General features: G+C 37.5%; 13 protein-coding genes. 11 read left to right on the top strand and 2 right to left on the bottom strand.

Features of this window, described 5'->3' with window-relative positions:
- The first annotated feature begins 6 nt into the window (after positions 1-6).
- The 10 genes from pelF (at position 7) to AC4PGZ_RS05850 (ending at position 11,172) form a co-directional block, all read left to right on the top strand.
- Positions 7-1,458, top strand: coding sequence for a GT4 family glycosyltransferase PelF (gene pelF / locus AC4PGZ_RS05895; RefSeq protein WP_492160130.1), 1,452 nt, complete (start codon positions 7-9; stop codon positions 1,456-1,458).
- On the top strand, positions 1,439-2,827 hold the full coding sequence (gene pelG, locus AC4PGZ_RS05890) for an exopolysaccharide Pel transporter PelG (protein WP_492160129.1): 1,389 nt from the start codon (positions 1,439-1,441) through the stop codon (positions 2,825-2,827). The genes pelF and pelG overlap by 20 nt, the downstream gene beginning before the upstream one ends.
- A 53-nt stretch (positions 2,828-2,880) precedes the next feature.
- On the top strand, positions 2,881-3,387 hold the full coding sequence (locus AC4PGZ_RS05885; RefSeq protein WP_492160128.1) for an SOUL family heme-binding protein: 507 nt from the start codon (positions 2,881-2,883) through the stop codon (positions 3,385-3,387).
- A 177-nt stretch (positions 3,388-3,564) separates the two neighbouring features.
- On the top strand, positions 3,565-4,326 hold the full coding sequence (locus AC4PGZ_RS05880; protein WP_492160127.1) for a DeoR/GlpR family DNA-binding transcription regulator: 762 nt from the start codon (positions 3,565-3,567) through the stop codon (positions 4,324-4,326).
- Positions 4,327-4,342: 16 nt separating this feature from the next.
- On the top strand, positions 4,343-5,677 hold the full coding sequence (locus tag AC4PGZ_RS05875; RefSeq protein ID WP_492160126.1) for a four-carbon acid sugar kinase family protein: 1,335 nt from the start codon (positions 4,343-4,345) through the stop codon (positions 5,675-5,677).
- Positions 5,678-5,688: 11 nt separating this feature from the next.
- The gene (gene pdxA / locus AC4PGZ_RS05870; protein WP_492160125.1) at positions 5,689-6,687 is read left to right on the top strand and encodes a 4-hydroxythreonine-4-phosphate dehydrogenase PdxA; all 999 of its coding nucleotides are present in this window, start codon (positions 5,689-5,691) and stop codon (positions 6,685-6,687) included.
- A gap of 26 nt (positions 6,688-6,713) precedes the next feature.
- Entirely contained in the window at positions 6,714-8,084 is a 1,371-nt protein-coding gene (locus tag AC4PGZ_RS05865) for a GntP family permease (protein ID WP_492160124.1), read from the top strand.
- A 181-nt stretch (positions 8,085-8,265) separates the two neighbouring features.
- Positions 8,266-8,901, top strand: coding sequence for a CBS domain-containing protein (locus AC4PGZ_RS05860; protein ID WP_492160123.1), 636 nt, complete (start codon positions 8,266-8,268; stop codon positions 8,899-8,901).
- Between the two features lie 165 nt (positions 8,902-9,066).
- Positions 9,067-10,371, top strand: coding sequence for a copper amine oxidase N-terminal domain-containing protein (locus AC4PGZ_RS05855; protein WP_492160122.1), 1,305 nt, complete (start codon positions 9,067-9,069; stop codon positions 10,369-10,371).
- A 141-nt stretch (positions 10,372-10,512) separates the two neighbouring features.
- A complete protein-coding gene (locus AC4PGZ_RS05850; protein ID WP_492160121.1) occupies positions 10,513-11,172 on the top strand; it encodes a hypothetical protein in 660 nt (219 codons plus the stop codon).
- Between the two features lie 51 nt (positions 11,173-11,223).
- Here the strand turns inward: AC4PGZ_RS05850 and AC4PGZ_RS05845 are convergent, their stop codons facing one another.
- A complete protein-coding gene (locus AC4PGZ_RS05845; RefSeq protein ID WP_492160120.1) occupies positions 11,224-12,366 on the bottom strand; it encodes an aldo/keto reductase in 1,143 nt (380 codons plus the stop codon).
- Between the two features lie 163 nt (positions 12,367-12,529).
- Between AC4PGZ_RS05845 and AC4PGZ_RS05840 the strand changes: the two genes are divergently transcribed.
- Complete coding sequence (locus AC4PGZ_RS05840) at positions 12,530-13,366, top strand: DegV family protein (protein ID WP_492160119.1); 837 nt, start codon at positions 12,530-12,532, stop codon at positions 13,364-13,366.
- Positions 13,367-13,454: 88 nt separating this feature from the next.
- Here the strand turns inward: AC4PGZ_RS05840 and AC4PGZ_RS05835 are convergent, their stop codons facing one another.
- Positions 13,455-15,125: a SulP family inorganic anion transporter gene (locus AC4PGZ_RS05835; protein WP_492160118.1), complete on the bottom strand. Its 1,671-nt coding sequence runs from the start codon at positions 15,123-15,125 to the stop codon at positions 13,455-13,457.
- Positions 15,126-15,210 lie beyond the last annotated feature (85 nt).

Raw genomic sequence — 15,210 nt, 5'->3', positions numbered from 1 at the left:
AATATAATGAGAATTTGTATTATAGCAGAGGGCTCGTATCCTTATATTTCCGGTGGCGTATCCAGCTGGATTCAGCAGCTTATGAAGAATATGCCGGAGCATGAGTTCATAATTATATCCATAAGTCCTGACAGTACCGAAAAATCCAGCTATAAATATGATTTGCCTGATAACCTGGTGGAGATTTGTGATATTTACATGGATCAGCTTTTAGTTACTAAAGGGATCTGGAATAAAAATATTAACTTATCACCCAGGGAATCAGAGGTGATTGGTGAGCTTTTAAAGTCTTCAGTTTCGGAATGGGAAGCTGTATTTGACGCTTTCTTAAGTATGGAATCTCAGGGAATCAAAGCTGGTGATATTTTTTCTTCAAAAATATTTTATAAACTAATACAGAAGGTATATGAGGAAAACTTTACTCATGTATCATTCTCAGACATGCTTTGGACTATGCGATCAATGTATATTATACTTTTCTCACTTCTACTTTCAAAATACCCGGAAGCCGATATTTATCATTCTGTATCGACTGGATACTCGGGGATGTTGGCAGCATATGCATCCTATAAAAACAAAAGTGGGTTTGTTCTAACGGAGCATGGTATTTATACACGAGAACGTGAAGAGGAAATCATTAAAGCCAGGTGGGTAAAAGGTAATTTTAAATCCATGTGGATTGAATATTTTGAATGTCTTTCCAGCGCAGCCTATCAATGCGCGGATAGTGTAATATCATTGTTTCACAAGAACAAGGATATACAAGTTGATCTTGGCTGTGATGAGAAAAAAATCAAAATCATACATAACGGCATAAACGTTGAGGCTTTTGACCAAGTAAGGAAGCTGATTTCAGAACGGTCAGAGAAAGATGGATTCAATGTCGGCGCTGTTGTACGAGTTGTTCCAATCAAGGATATAAAGACGATGCTTCAAGCGTTTGCTTATGTGAGTGAAAGATTCCCTGATATAAAATTCACCATCATGGGACCTACCGATGAGGACAAGGAATATTATGAAGAATGTCTTGAATATAAAGACTTTTTGAAACTGGATAGTGCAATTTTTACCGGAAGTGTTAATATAAAAGACTACCTCAGAAAAATGGACGTCATGGTGCTTACCAGCATCAGTGAGGGGCAACCGCTTTCAATTCTTGAGGGGATGGCTTGTTCGCTCCCCTTTATATCTACAAATGTTGGTGATTGCGAAACTTTGGCAAAAGGCAGTAATGACGAATATGGCATAGCCGGGAGAATCGTCAACATAATGGATTATGTAGGAATAGCCGATGGGATCATCGAATTGTATAAAGATTATAATAAAAGGCGGCAGTTTGGCGAAAACGGTTACCAGCGAATAAAGCATCTATATTCAGCTGAGGATTTTATTCAAGGGTATAAATATCTATATACAAGAATTGGAGAGGGAGTCATTAATGGCAGGGATAGGATTTGAGCTAAAAAGGATTTTTGTGAATAACACTATTTCAAGCAGCGTAAAGGGATTTTCCTATGCAATCTTCGTCACATCTGGGCCTATGATCATAAATCTGATTATGCTTTCCATTATAGCGAGAATCCTGATAGATGCTGGAGCATCCTTGGAACAGCGTGATCTCTTTTATGCTTCTATGACATATTCTTATATTTTTTCGCTGCTTAATGTAAGCGGAATAATCATGATAATATCCAGATATGTTTCAGATAAATTGTACATTGAAGATACCAAAGATATCCTGGCATCTATGCTTGGTGCAATTGCGATCAGCGTGACTACCGGTGGTATTTTCGGGTTTATATTTTACGCCGCTTCACCGCTGCCTTTCTTATTCAAGCTGTTGTCATACCTGATATTTATTGAACTTTCTGTGATTAACATTTTGATGGTATATGTATCCGCAGTAAGGGATTACAAGAAAGTCACTTTATCCTTCTGCCTGGGTCTGATTTTTTCTGTAGTCATAGCGATAGTTCTGAAATCTTTACAAGTCGAAATTCTGACGGCGATGCTCGCGGGTGTAACGTCCGGCTTTCTTGTCAACATGCTGTTTCTGTTAAGTGTTATAAAAAGCTATTTTACTGTCATGACAGGTGAAGCATTTCAATTTATTGCCTATATGAAAAAAATGCCGCTTCTATATTTTATAAACCTTTTCTATACGGCTGGATTATTTGGACACAATATTATATTCTGGCTCTACTCTGATCTTTCTGTAAAGGTTATGGAGACTTATCTCTATTCTGCATCTTATGACACTGCAACTTTTTATTCAGTATTCACTATTATACCGTCATTGGTCATGTTTGTTGTAAAGACGGAGACAGTGTTTTTTACAAAATACAGAGAGTTTGGGCAATCAATCATAAATGGTGGAACCTTCAGAGACATTAAAAACGCAAAAAACAGGATGCTGATAGTACTCCGAAATGAGCTATATTTAATAATCAAGCTGCAATTGATGGTCACAATTATTTCGGTAATAACAGGTGCAAATTTCATATTACCTGTAACCGGACATGATCAGCTTACAATCAGACTGTTTGTATTATTGGCGGCCGGATATTGCATGACTTATCTGATGTTTATTGTAATAACAGTACTGCTCTATTTTGACAATCAGGAGGATGCGTTTAAAACAGCTTTGATGTTTTCTTTACTTACATTTATTTTCAATATGATAACGATTTTGCTTGGAGAAGAATTCTATGGACTGGGATTATTTGCTTCAGCGTTTACATCGTTGCTTTATAGCGGAAGATTTCTCGTGAGAACTCTAGAAGACGTAGACTACAGAATATTTACTAAAATGACGTATTACAATTAGTAATTTCAATGAGAAAAATCTGATATCAATTCTTACGTAGAGAGGTTATGGATATGTCAAAATACGAAAGACCGGAATATAAGGGTATATTGTCGGAACCACCCTTTGAAATAAGGCTTTATGAAGCGTTCTGGATTGTCGAATACAGCAATGAAGCAGATCCGGATATTCTTAATGGATTCGGGACACTTTTTCGTTATATATCCAGTGAGAATCAAAATAGACAAAAAATAAACATGACAGTTCCTGTAATTGAAGAGATGCTGGAAGGAAGAATGAAAATGGCATTTGTTGTTCCAAAAGAACATTGGAATGATATACCTCAACCCGAAAACAAATGGCTTTCATTGAATAAATTTGAAAGTGGATTATTTGGGGTAATAAGATACAGTGGCAGGTCAGATAAAAGCAAGGAAAACGAAATGAAACATAAGCTGGAGGAGTGGCTGAATGAAAATGCTTACAGTGCTGTAGATAATTATATGCTTGCATTCTATAATCCTCCATTTACTCCGCCGATGCTTAGAAGGAATGAAATTCTGGTTCGTATAAAGAAATAAATTATATTTTTAAAATTGAATTTATACCCTGAAGCCTTTGATTTCAAGGGCTTTTTTGTTTGTGAAAATGTTAATAATGAAAAATGTTGACAGCCTAAGTTATGGCATGATATCATGAACATAAAGAAACACAAACGAACACAAACTAACATTATGCTGTATACAGGGGGGAGAAAAATGTTACTGATAGACAGACGAAATATGATCATAGAATATCTTGAGGAATTTGGCAGTGCCAAGGTAGAAGAGCTTTCACAGAAACTCAACGTTACTCCAATGACTATAAGAAGAGACCTCCAGTATCTTGAAGATAACAATATAGTTTCAAGGACATTTGGTGGAGCTATACTTAAATCCGGGCTCACATCAGAGGTTCCATATAAGAACAAGGTCATAAGCAATATGGATGAAAAGAAAAGAATTGCTAAATATGCAGTATCTCTTGTTCAAAACGGACAGATAATATATCTTGACTCTGGCACCACGAATATGGAAATTGCAAAGCAGCTAAAATCCAAACAGAATCTGACAGTAGTTACAAATGACATCAAAATAGCAGGATATCTTTCGTTTTCATCAAACTTCAAAATTCTCTGCACTGGCGGATGGGTTCAGAATTCCACTGGTACATGCCTTGGTTCACACACAATTGAGTTTCTTAAAGGCATAAATGTAGACATAGGTTTTATAGGATCAAGCTCTGTTTCTTATAAAAGTGGATTAACCACACCTACTTTTGAAAAGGCTGATGTTAAAAAGCAGGCGATAAAATCAGCAACGAAACTGGTATTAGTTATTGATAACAGCAAATTTGGAAAAGAAAGTTTTGCAAAAGTCTGCAATCTAGATGAATTTGATTTGGTCGTAACCGATGCTGGGTTGAGTGAAAAAACGCATGAGTTGTTAAAAAAAGAGAACATAAATGTAAAACTTGTATAAATACAGGAGGTTTAATGTGTCAAAAATTGTAATAATCGCAGATGACCTGACAGGTGCAAATGCAACGTCTGTGCTTCTTGCCAGACAGGGATTCAAAGCTACCACGTTTTTAAACTTGAATAAGTATAATGCGCAGGAACACAAGGATCTGAATATAATATCAATAAGCACAGACAGCAGGGGAATAGAAAAGCAACTGGCTTATGAAAAGGTTAAGAATGTTGTTGATTTTTTTAAGAATGAAGATGTAAAGCTTTTTGCAAAACGGATTGACAGCACGCTAAGGGGAAACATAGGCTCAGAGATATCGGCAATACTCGATAATCTGAATGATGACACAATTGCAATTGTGGTGCCTTCATTCCCGGCATCAGGTAGGGTATGTATCGGCGGATATCTGATGGTAAATCAGGTACCTCTTGAAAATACAGATGTCGCCAAAGATCCAAAAACTCCAATATTCACATCTTCCGCTGTAAAGCTAATAGGGGATCAGATGAAGGTAAAACCTGGTTTCATCGAGCTTGATAAGGTCTTGAAAGGTACTGATTCAATAAAGGATGCAATAATCAGTGAGAAAGATAAAGGCTCTAAAGTAATTGTAATAGATGCCACAACAGATGATGACATATTGAAAATAGCAAAAGCTGTCAAGCTTTCTGGTATAAAAGCTATATCTGTTGATCCGGGACCTTTCACAGCGGCACTTTCAGAAGAACTTATGGAAGTCCCTGCCGATGAACCAGGGAAAAAGGTAATGCTTACTGTAGGAAGTGTTTCAAACCTTACAAGAACTCAGCTGGATGAATTGAAGCTGAGATATTCACCTCTTCTTGTAGCGGTTTCAGCCGCAAATCTCATTTATGACGACACTCGCAAAGATGAGATAGAAAGCGTCGTTGAAAAAGTACTTGAAGATGTATCTGATTATGATGTCGTCGGGGTAATAACTACAAGCAAGGAAGATGAAGTTCTTAACCTAAGTGATATCGCGGATGAACTTAAGATATCCGAGGATGAAGTGTCTCAGAGAATTTCTGATGGGCTTGCAGAAATAACGATAGAAGTACTTAAGAATACTGACTCAGTAATAGGTGGACTTTTCACTTCAGGTGGAGATGTTACAGTAGCTGTATGCAGTGCCCTTGGATCTGCAGGAATTGAGGTTAAAGATGAAGTTCTGCCTCTTGCAGTTTATGGAAGGATAATAAAGGGAGTTTATGACAATATGCCAATAATCACAAAGGGTGGATTAATAGGCGATGATAAGGCAATAATAAAATGTGTAGATTATCTTTTGACCAAATTGTCAAATGAATATCATTCGAAAGATATAAAAGTAGAGAATTAGGAGATAGCAAAATGAACAGACCGATAATAGCAATACCACTGGGAGATCCAGCCGGAGTAGGACCAGAAATAGTAGTTAAATCTTTGAATCATGATGAATTGTATGAACTATGCAGACCGGTAGTAATAGGGGACAGAGCTACAATAGAGCAGGCTATGAGATTCTGTAGCATAAATCTTGCAGTCAATTCAATTGAAGACCCAAAGGATGGGATGTATGCAAAAGGCACAATTGATCTCATTGATTTGAGCAATGTAGACATCAATACACTCCAGATAGGAAAAGTTCAGGCCCAGGGAGGAAAGGCAGCTTTTGAATATATAAAGACTGTAACTGCTCTTGCACTGGAGAAGAAAGTTGATGCAATAGCTACAACTCCAATAAACAAAGAATCTCTGAAGGCGGCTCAGGTGCCATATATCGGGCATACCGAGATTCTTGAGGATCTGACAAATACTGAAAACCCTCTAACTATGTTCCAGGTTTTCGACTTGCGAGTATTTTTCCTTACAAGACATGTATCGCTGAAGAAGGCCTGTGAACTTGTCAAAGAAGAATCGGTATATGAATTTATTCTCAGATGTAAAAAGGCACTTGAAGTACTTGGCGTTACAAATCCAAAGCTGGCGGTTGCAGGCCTTAATCCTCACAGTGGAGAAAATGGACTGTTTGGATACGAAGAGGTAGATGAAATAGTTCCAGCCATAAAAAGAGCAAAAGAGCTTGGTATAGATGTAGTTGGACCAGTTCCAGCTGATTCAGTATTTCACTTCGGACTTAAGGGGAAATATGATGCAGTATTATCCCTATACCATGACCAGGGACACATTGCAACAAAAATGGTAGACTTCGAGAGAACCATCTCGATTACAAATAATATGCCGTTTTTAAGAACTTCTGTAGATCATGGAACAGCATTTGATATTGCGGGCAAAGGTATTGTATCTGATGTGAGTATGGTTGAAGCAATAAAGCTGGCAGCATTGTACGCACAGAATTTCAATAAATAAATTATAAAAAAGGAGAGGTAATTATTATGGTAGAAGTTGCAGGCAGCCAGATGATCGTAGGTCTCATAATCGGGATCGCACTACTGATCATCCTTATTTTAAAAACTAAGATTCATGCATTCCTTGCGCTGATCATTGCAGCGGCAACAACTGGTTTAATAGGAGGAATGGCTCCAAATGCTGTACTTGACGCAATATCGAAGGGATTCGGTGGAACGCTTGCCAGCATTGGTATAATAATCGGATTTGGCGTTATGATGGGTGAAATATTTGAAGCATCAGGTGCAGCTGAAAGAATGGCACAGACATTTATCAAAAAACTCGGAAAAGGTAGAGAGGAAATTGCTCTTGCCATAACGGGATTCTTAGTATCCATTCCTATATTTTGTGATTCAGGATTTGTAATTTTATCTCCTCTAACAAAGGCGATTTCGAGGAAAACCAAGAAGTCAACTGTGACACTTGGAATATCTCTTGCTGCCGGACTTGTGATAACCCACTCACTCGTTCCGCCTACTCCAGGTCCAGTTGGAGTTGCAGGATTGTTTGGAGTAAACGTTGGATCACTCATATTATGGGGAATCGTAATGGCAATACCAATGACTATTGCAGCAATAATGTATGCAAAATACATTGGTAAGAAAATATATCAGGTTCCATCTGAAGATGGAGAAGGATGGGAAAGACCTGAATATCAGGAACCTGTTTATGATTCGATTTATGATGTGGAAAACGATAACTTACCATCAGTATTCCTATCATTTTCACCGATTGCAGTTCCTATAGTACTTATACTTATAAACACAATAACTGCCGCAATGAAGCTTGAAGGACCTTTCATGCCAGCAATCGGATTCCTTGGTTCACCTGTTATCGCGGTAGGTATTGGATTAATAGTGGCAATCTACGGGCTGGCAGGAAAATATACCAGAGAAGAAACTATTGAACATATGGAAAGAGGTATAAAGTCAGCTGGTATAATAATACTTGTTACAGGTGGTGGTGGAGCACTTGGAATGGTACTTCGCGATAGTGGCGCAGGCGATTATATTGCACAAATAATATCTCAGACATCCCTTCCGCCGATTCTGCTGCCATTTGTAATTGCATCTCTTGTAAGGCTTATTCAGGGAAGTGGTACTGTATCAATGATTACTGCAGCTTCCATAACTGCGCCGATAATTGCAGGATTAAGTGTAAATCCAATATTTGCAGCACTTGCAGCTTGTACGGGTTCATTAGTATATTCATACTTTAATGACAGTTATTTCTGGGTTGTAAACCGTATGCTTGGAATAAAAGATGCAAAAGAACAGATGCAGGTCTGGTCGGTGACTACAACTATAATATGGGCTGTAGGACTTGTAGAGCTTCTAATATTCAGTTCAATATTCTAATAGAATTATAATAATGACTATCTCATTTGATTTCAATAACTGGGATAGTTATTTTTGTATAAATATATTTTACATAATTCAGGCAAAATTATAAAAGTATTTAACCAAAAAATGAATAATTTCATTAAAAGGGGGTATAAGATTTCTGGTGATACACATTTGATATAAACAGGAGGATCATATGCTAATAAAGTCGCTAGTTACACCAGTCAATTCCCTTATCAAGCTTTCTACAGAGGATACTGCCCAGAGAGCCATTGAAATAATAGAGAATAACGGATTTCTTTCACTGCCGGTATTTAAAGAAAATCAGTTTTATGGTTTCCTTTCAAAGCAGTTTATTTATGATCAGTTTTTTAAATCTGGAGAATCAGACTTCAATATTTTCTTTCAGAAACAGGTTTCAGATTTCATAACATCTCCTCAGGAGACTGTAAAAGACAGCATCCACGTTGAAGAAGCGGCCGAGATTTTCTTTAAATCTAAAGTCAGGTTTCTTCCGGTTGTTGACAACAACGACAGATTCGTAGGTATACTGACTCAAAAGGCATTATTTGAGGTTATTTTAAAGATTTTTGGGCTTCAGGATGCAAAGCTTGTAATACTATCAAGTGATTTTTCCGGAGTTATTGCAAAGATTGCCGAGATCATCCATAAGCATGGTGCCAATATAACAAATATAGTTCAGATGGATACAGGAGTTATGGGAATACAGGAAATATCAATCAGGCTTGAAGGCAAGAACCTTGAAAAACTGGTTGAAAAGCTTAAGTCAGCCAGTGTAAATGTAAGAGAGTTCATACCGGCAAAAATATAGCAAGCTATTACGGTTAAAATACTCTACGCTTTAAGGGTCAAGAGAAATCTCAGCCTTTTGAAAGAGTGGAGTATTTTTAGCATTAAATGTGAGATATCGCTCATATTGGGTATTTATTAAATATATGAATTATTGAGATGCGTTTTGCTTATTGGAGGTGTGATTATGAAAAAGTTCGTTAGTGTTCTTCTTTCTGTTTTCCTTGTTTTCGGAAGTTTGTTTGTTTCATACGCAGACACTGCTTCTGATGGAATGCAGGTATTTGAAAATATTGACTATACAAAAACATCATATATAAGGGTTTTCTATAACGGAAGCGAGCTGGAGTTCGACTATAGGCCTCAGGCTATAAATGGGCGGATTATGGTTCCAGTGAGCGGTATTTTCAAATATCTGGGAATTAATGTCAACTGGGATCCGGACACCAAGACTGTCAATGCATGGAACGAAGAGACAAGTATCTCATTTGTCATAGGCAGCAATAGAGCCATAGTGAATGGTCAGGAAAGAATTCTTGATGTTCCTGCAATGGCGATAAACGGTAAAACTATGGTTCCGGTAAGATTTTTATCGGACAGCATGGGATATAATATTGTTTGGGTTCAGGCTTCCAATATACTTCTTATGAGCGAGAAGGACATCCTTGAATGGAGATACAGCGGTTATGAAAAGGTGGAGCCTTATAAGGAATTTGAAGTCAAATATATAAATGGCGTAAACACTCAGGAATCAAGATACAATGGAAAAAATCATGATGTTAAATTTTATGATCTCTTCAGCAGCGACGGAAGGCTTGTTGCTGATGTCCCAGAATTTAATGTAGCAAATTATGGAACAGGATGGAAGATTCAGTCTCCTTTTGAAGGAAGGACTTACTGGATTGACATTGAACTTCTTAGTGGGGCATATGAAAACAGCAGGCTTTACGGTTATGACAATATGTCAGTAATAAGCATGAACGATCTTGCGGAAAGTGCCAATGCTGGCAATTATATAAAAATAAAGGTAGAGGACCATTTCTTTGACCTTGACATGTGGAATAAAGTTGATGAATCGAAAGATTCTTCTATGGCTGCAATAAATGATCCTGAGCTTATCAAAGGAAAGATAATTCAGAATCATGACACTCTTCTCAGAGTCATGGTAAACGATAGATATGATTCAGTCATGAGTATGGATTCGATTGTGCTTCCGCTTCTAGGGGCTGCAAAAGAAGACAGTTATTCAGTGCTTATAAAGGATCCTAAGTCAATATTTAACTGGTCCGATGAAATCTGGAACAGACTTAAGGGTGAAAAGCCATGGATTGGGATGACAGGAGATATGATTGCTGTCCAGAGGCTTGGAAAACCTGACAAAGTTTCTAAGATAACTACAAAGAGATCAGTTTATGAGCTTTGGGTATACGAAGATGAATATCTGGATTCAGTTTATTATTTTGATAAAGGTATATTGACTGCAATGTGGTAATTTGATTTGAAAAAAGAGTTACAGAGAGTTCAAGTGAAACTTCGTGTATTCACTTGAACTCTTTTTAACGCCATTATTATTTACATAATATTTATTAGATGATATTATTGATAATATTGATAAAATAATTTTGGAGGAAAAATGGGAAAAGAAAAAAACATCATGATACCTGCGAGCTGTATTGCAATACTTGTCGGTTTTTCTGCGGTAATAATATTGCCCGGAAGCAGAGAGATATTCAAGGGCCTCTCTTCAGAACATATGTACATAATGGGTTTTATTAAGTTTGCGCTCCTTGCCACAGTAGGGGAATGCATAGCAACAAGACTTACATTAAAACGCTGGATTTTACCTCAAAGAATATTTGAAAGAGCGTTCATATGGGGAATAATCGGGGCTGTACTGGCATTGATACTTAAGATTTACAGCATGGGCATAGCGTATACCATGGAAAACAGCATACTTCCCGGCGGGAGCTCGGTATTCTTAAAGGCCTTCTATACAAGCTTTATAATGAACTATAGCTTTGGTATAGTTATGATGGGGTTTCACAAGATGACGGATAAGAATATTGAGATTAAATCCAGAGGGGAAAAAGCATCATCTGTTTCCGAGATATCAAGACAGATTGACTGGACGGGCTTCATAAACTTCACCGTTATGAAAACCATCCCTTTTTTCTGGGTACCAGCACATACAATAACATTTATGCTTCCGCCTGAGTATCAGATAGTTATGGCAGCATATCTTTCGGTAGCTCTGGGAATAATACTTGGGATAATGCCCAAAAAATCAGCATAATATCAAAAAGGCGCATCTGAGGTAATACCAAAGAGCGCCTTTTAAAAATTATTATACTGTTATGTGATCAGATGTCATGGATTCCCATGACTGACATTCCTTAAGTCTATTTATTATTGGGAGATGCTGGGTACATTCTCTTTCGCATTTGCCGCATTCTATACAGTCTTTGGCACGACCCACGGTATTTGCAGTGTAATTGTAATACTCTAATCCGTATACCATGTTTACCATCTCTTCATCAGTTTTATTAAAAAGATGCTTTTCGTTGTATAGAAGCATATAACCTGGTATATTAATTTCCTTTGGGCATACTCTGCAGTAGCCACAGCCGGTACAGATTGAATTTGAATTTCCGTTAAATCTCTCCTTTATTCTATTGAGATCTTCACTTGAGAACGAAGTGGCATTGTCTGCAATCGCACAAGCGTCATCGATTTCAGCCTCATTGCTGAATCCGATCAGAGAAACGGTTATTTCGGGCGTAGAGATATTGAATCTGAGAGCTGCCTGGGTAACGCTTTCACCGGGAGCGGCCAGAAATGAAAGTTCTTTTTCATGCTCAGGAATGGTTCCTCCGCTGAGAGGGTTCATCGCGACTACACCATAGCCGTTATTAAAGGCAAAGCTTGCGCCATCCCACCTGTATGGGAAATTAAGCAGATTGATACCCATTGTTACTCCTTTGAAATTATTGCTTTTCAAGATATCTACGACTTCGTTTCCTGGCTGGTGAGACGAGAAGCATATATTATCAATGAGTCCGTTATCTCTGCACCACATCAGGCCTTCATACTGACCGTCTTTCTGCATAGACAGATCATAATGATCCATATTGCGGACACACCATACATGGTAAAAATCTATTTTCTCAACTCCAAGTATCTTAATCGAATTCTTTACAGCTTCTATTGTTAGTTCTTTTGTAGGACAGACCTTGGGTTTGCTTTTCGTTGATACGAAAAAATTTGTTTTCCCCTGAGCAATTAATTTTCTCAAAGCGATTCCGATGATTTTTTCGCTCCTGTCATCACAATAACCTGGTGCGGTATCAAAATAATTGATTCCTTTTTCATAAGCATAGAGCACAAGCTCTGAGTTTTCCTCATCTGATTTTTCAAGGTCAAATCTTAGTCCACCAAAACCAACAACTGAAACCATCTTATCGGTACCCGGATATTTTACGTATTTCATATAAGCCTCCTGTTATGTATAATATAACAACATTATAGCAAATAAAGGTGTTTCAAGCAAAGGAATTAAATTGTTGACAAGGTTTGCTATATATTGTATCTTATAAAAATAATAAAGCGTACAATCTTCTTATCAATACATTTTTCTTGAAAGGGATAATAAATTGGAGAAAATAAGAATAATAGTGGACCAGGCCCTTGATATGCCTGGATATATCGTAGAAAGATATGGTATCGGTGTCGTAAATCTTAATGTCACCTTTGGTGATGAACCAGCAGAAAATATTTCAAACAAGGAATTTTATGAAAAAATGAAATCTTCGCCTGCGCTGCCAAAAACTTCATGCCCTTCACCTGATGCATTCCTGGAAGAGTATAAGAAGGGTGACGAGGATATTATAGTAATAACACTGTCCAAAGAAATTTCAGGTACATATGGATCTGCTGTCTTGGCAAGAGAAATTTACATGAGTGAAAGTCCTGGAAAGAATATCACTATAATTGATTCTACAAATGGCTCAATAGGCTCGGCTCTTCTTGTTATAAAGATTGCAGAGCTGCTTGGGGACGGAAAAACTCTTGAAGAGGTTTTGGCTTATTCAGATAAGGAAATATCGGAAATTGTTCACTATGGTACACTTGAGACAATAGAGAATGCGGTTAAAGGTGGCAGGATAAGTAAAACAAAAGGGTTTGTGGTAAATGCGCTTAATCTGAAGCCTATTGTAAAGGTTGAAAAGACGGTTTTTGTAGTAGATAAGGGCAGAGGCACCAGAAACAGTCTAAAGAAGATGGTTGAACTTGTTGAAAATGATATAGCAAAGTACAATAAAAAAGTTACTGTTATGGGAATTGCACACTCTAATGACATAGAAAAAGCAGAACTTGTAAAGAGTATGATGATTGAGAAATATGATTTTGATGAAATAGTAATAGCAGAGATAGGACCGATAATCGGAACCTATACTGCAGAAGGAGCGGTGCTTCTTGCCGTGATATAGTTAATTATTACTAAAAATAAATTGCACTGGAGATACCGTCTTTACAGACAAAGTCACCAGTGCAATTATATTTTATTATATTATTTTTTTATTTATCCGAAAGATAATCAAGAGCGTCTTCGGTCCTGTCAAAGAAATGTTCATCTCCACCTATCATATCATATAATTCGGCTTTTTTAAGTGAACTTAGAGGCTGAGGATTAATACCACTTATAAGAATTACAATATGTTTTTTAATGCAAGTCCGGATAAGTCTTTTGAAAGCGTGAAGAGCGCTTGCATCTACTGCAGGTACGCTATGCATGTCTATGACAAGATAATTTGTCCTATAGCCAAGTTCATTGATAGAATCTAAAAACTTGTCTGTAGCACCAAAGAAAAATGGACCATTTATCTTGTATATCTGTATACCTTTAAGGTTATCTGATTTCATCCTGTCATAATAAGGAAGTATTTCACTCAGGTCTCCGTCGGTCTCTTCTCCGGCATCAAAGTCTGCAATTTGTATATCTGCAACATCTGCCATTCTTTTCATGAACAGAAATGCAGCAAGCACCATTCCAATCTCGATAGCGACTACAAGATCTATGAGGACTGTAATAATGAATGTAACCAGAAGGACAATGATATCGCTTTTTGGAGCCTTGAAAAGAGCAGTGAACTCACGCCATTCGCTCATATTATATGCTACAACTATAAGTACTGCAGCAAGTGATGCCAGCGGAACCATTTTAGCAAGTGGCATAAAAAGAAGCATTATGAGAAGAAGCGTGATTGCGTGAACCATACCTGCAACAGGAGTTCGGCCTCCGTTTTTTATGTTTGCTACAGTTCTTGCAATCGCGCCTGTTGCTGGAATCCCTCCAAATAAGCCTGATGCTATATTTGCCACTCCCTGAGCGATGAGCTCCATATTAGATCTGTGCTTGCTTCCGATCATTCCGTCGGATACTACGGCTGAGAGCAGAGATTCTATAGAACCCAGTATTGCTATTGTAAATGCTGGAGGAATAAGCATTTTGATTTGATTTAAATCGAAAGCTGGAATGTTCATCTCTGGAAGTTTAGAAGAAAGCTCACCAAACTTGGATCCAATTGTTGCAACTTCCATATTAAATATGCTGACTATCGCAGATGTAACGATAAGCGCTATGAGCGCGCCTGGAATTCTCTTGTTTATTTTAGGCCAGACAAGTATTATTGCCAGAGCAAGTAGTCCTACAATAGTAGTACTGAAATCTATGTTAGAGAAAGCGCCTATATAAGCACCCCATTTGTCGATGAATTCAGGAGGAATACTTTCAATTCCAAGCCCAAAAAAGTCGTTTATCTGAGAAGAAAAAATCGTAAGAGCGATACCACTCGTAAATCCGGTAGTTATTGGATAGGGAATATATTTTATTACACTGCCCATTTTCATCAGCCCCATCAGAATCATTATGATTCCAGCCATTATAGTAGCTAATATGAGTCCGTTAAATCCGAACTCGGTAACAATCCCGTATACTATTATCATGAATGCTCCAGTAGGGCCTCCAATCTGTACACGGCTGCCTCCCAGAAAGGATATAAGGAAACCCGCGATTATCGCAGTATGTAATCCTTTTTCAGGAGTAACTCCTGATGATATCGCAAGAGCGATTGAAAGTGGTAGGGCGATTATTGCGACAATTATCCCGGCAGTGAGATCGTTCATGAACTGTTCTCTGGAATAATTTTTGATTGTGGTAAAAAACTTTGGTTTTAAACTATTGTGCATTTTTTTCACTTCTTTCTTGTTATTTTTTGGTTATACCAATTATTATCTGTCAATAGCCATAATCATTATACTATAATTTTAACGA

The sequence above is a fragment of the Proteocatella sp. QWL-06 genome (genome assembly GCF_058684135.1).
Note: the sequence above shows the minus strand (reverse complement) of the source record. Positions and strands in the feature narration are given on the sequence as shown.

Excerpts from the sequence above, each read along its gene's own strand:
- pdxA (WP_492160125.1), top strand. The coding sequence starts at position 5,689 with ATGAACAGACCGATAATAGCAATACCACTGGGAGATCCAGCCGGAGTA.
- AC4PGZ_RS05850 (WP_492160121.1), top strand. The coding sequence starts at position 10,513 with ATGGGAAAAGAAAAAAACATCATGATACCTGCGAGCTGTATTGCAATA.
- AC4PGZ_RS05860 (WP_492160123.1), top strand. The coding sequence starts at position 8,266 with ATGCTAATAAAGTCGCTAGTTACACCAGTCAATTCCCTTATCAAGCTT.
- pelG (WP_492160129.1), top strand. The coding sequence starts at position 1,439 with ATGGCAGGGATAGGATTTGAGCTAAAAAGGATTTTTGTGAATAACACT.
- AC4PGZ_RS05880 (WP_492160127.1), top strand. The coding sequence starts at position 3,565 with ATGTTACTGATAGACAGACGAAATATGATCATAGAATATCTTGAGGAA.
- AC4PGZ_RS05845 (WP_492160120.1), bottom strand. The coding sequence starts at position 12,366 with ATGAAATACGTAAAATATCCGGGTACCGATAAGATGGTTTCAGTTGTT.
- AC4PGZ_RS05835 (WP_492160118.1), bottom strand. The coding sequence starts at position 15,125 with ATGCACAATAGTTTAAAACCAAAGTTTTTTACCACAATCAAAAATTAT.
- AC4PGZ_RS05855 (WP_492160122.1), top strand. The coding sequence starts at position 9,067 with ATGAAAAAGTTCGTTAGTGTTCTTCTTTCTGTTTTCCTTGTTTTCGGA.
- AC4PGZ_RS05885 (WP_492160128.1), top strand. The coding sequence starts at position 2,881 with ATGTCAAAATACGAAAGACCGGAATATAAGGGTATATTGTCGGAACCA.
- AC4PGZ_RS05865 (WP_492160124.1), top strand. The coding sequence starts at position 6,714 with ATGGTAGAAGTTGCAGGCAGCCAGATGATCGTAGGTCTCATAATCGGG.
- pelF (WP_492160130.1), top strand. The coding sequence starts at position 7 with ATGAGAATTTGTATTATAGCAGAGGGCTCGTATCCTTATATTTCCGGT.